The following is a 1,118-nucleotide window of genomic DNA, read 5'->3' on the forward strand; positions in this document are numbered from 1 at the left end:
GCTATGTAGCGCCGGGCGGGCCGACCCCGGAACAATTGCGCGACGCGACCTGCGCTATGGCGCTTGCGGTGCCGATCGTCGGCATCACCGTTTCCGCCTACGATCCGGCTTTCGATGCGCAGGCCGATGTGCCGCCGCTGGTCGGGCGGCTGCTCAACGATCTCATAGCCACGATAGAAGGCCGCTGATGCTGAAAGCCCGCGTCATCCCCTGTCTCGACGTCAAGGGCGGCCGCGTCGTCAAGGGCGTCAACTTCGTCGATCTCGTCGATGCCGGCGATCCTGTCGAGGCCGCCAAGGCCTATGACGCGGCCGGCGCCGACGAGCTTTGCTTCCTCGACATCACCGCGTCATCGGACAATCGCGAGACTATCTTCGATGTCGTCGCCCGCACGGCCGAGCAATGCTTCATGCCGCTCACCGTCGGCGGCGGGGTGCGGCAGGTCGCCGATATCCGGAAATTGCTCCTGGCCGGCGCCGACAAGGTGTCGATCAACACGGCAGCGGTGAAGAACCCGGATTTCGTCGCCGAGGCCGCCGACAAAGTTGGCCACCAGTGCATCGTCGTCGCCATCGACGCCAAGAAAGTGTCAAGCGCCGGCGAGGCCGACCGCTGGGAGATCTTCACCCATGGCGGACGGGAAAAAACCGGCATGGATGCGGTCGAATTCGCCCGCAAAATGGTCGATCGCGGTGCCGGCGAGATCCTGTTGACCTCTATGGACCGCGACGGCACCAAGGCCGGTTATGACATCGCGCTGACCCGCGCGGTATCGGACGCGGTGCGCGCCCCGGTGATCGCTTCGGGCGGCGTCGGCACGCTCGACCATATGGTCGAAGGCATTCGCGACGGTCATGCAGGTGCCGTGCTGGCGGCCTCTATCTTCCATTTCGGCACCTATACGATCGCCGAGGCCAAGGCCCATATGGCGCAAGCCGGCCTGCCGATGCGGCTGGACTCCTCGGGCGATCGGCCCTAGAGGCTTGCGGCTAAGAAATAGGGCCAAGGCGCCATGACCGGGTTTTCACTCTCCGATCTGGAGACAATCATCAGCGAACGCGCCCATTCCGGCGATCCGGACTCGTGGACCGCCAAGCTTTACGCGCGCGGTATTGAGA

General features: G+C 64.7%; 1 protein-coding gene and 2 pseudogenes. All 3 read left to right on the forward strand.

Annotation, left to right across the window (positions count from 1 at the left end):
• A pseudogene (locus tag FJ980_RS33410) lies at nt 1–188 on the forward strand (arginase family protein); the annotation flags it as partial.
• On the forward strand, nt 185–979 hold the full coding sequence (gene hisF / locus FJ980_RS33415) for an imidazole glycerol phosphate synthase subunit HisF (RefSeq protein WP_181181415.1): 795 nt from the start codon (nt 185–187) through the stop codon (nt 977–979). The pseudogene FJ980_RS33410 and the gene hisF, both read left to right, overlap by 4 nt.
• Nucleotides 980–1,012: 33 nt before the next feature.
• Nucleotides 1,013–1,118: pseudogene (locus tag FJ980_RS35735) on the forward strand (phosphoribosyl-ATP pyrophosphatase); the annotation flags it as partial.

It is taken from the genome of Mesorhizobium sp. B1-1-5, from assembly GCF_006443065.1.
Lineage (GTDB): Bacteria > Pseudomonadota > Alphaproteobacteria > Rhizobiales > Rhizobiaceae > Mesorhizobium.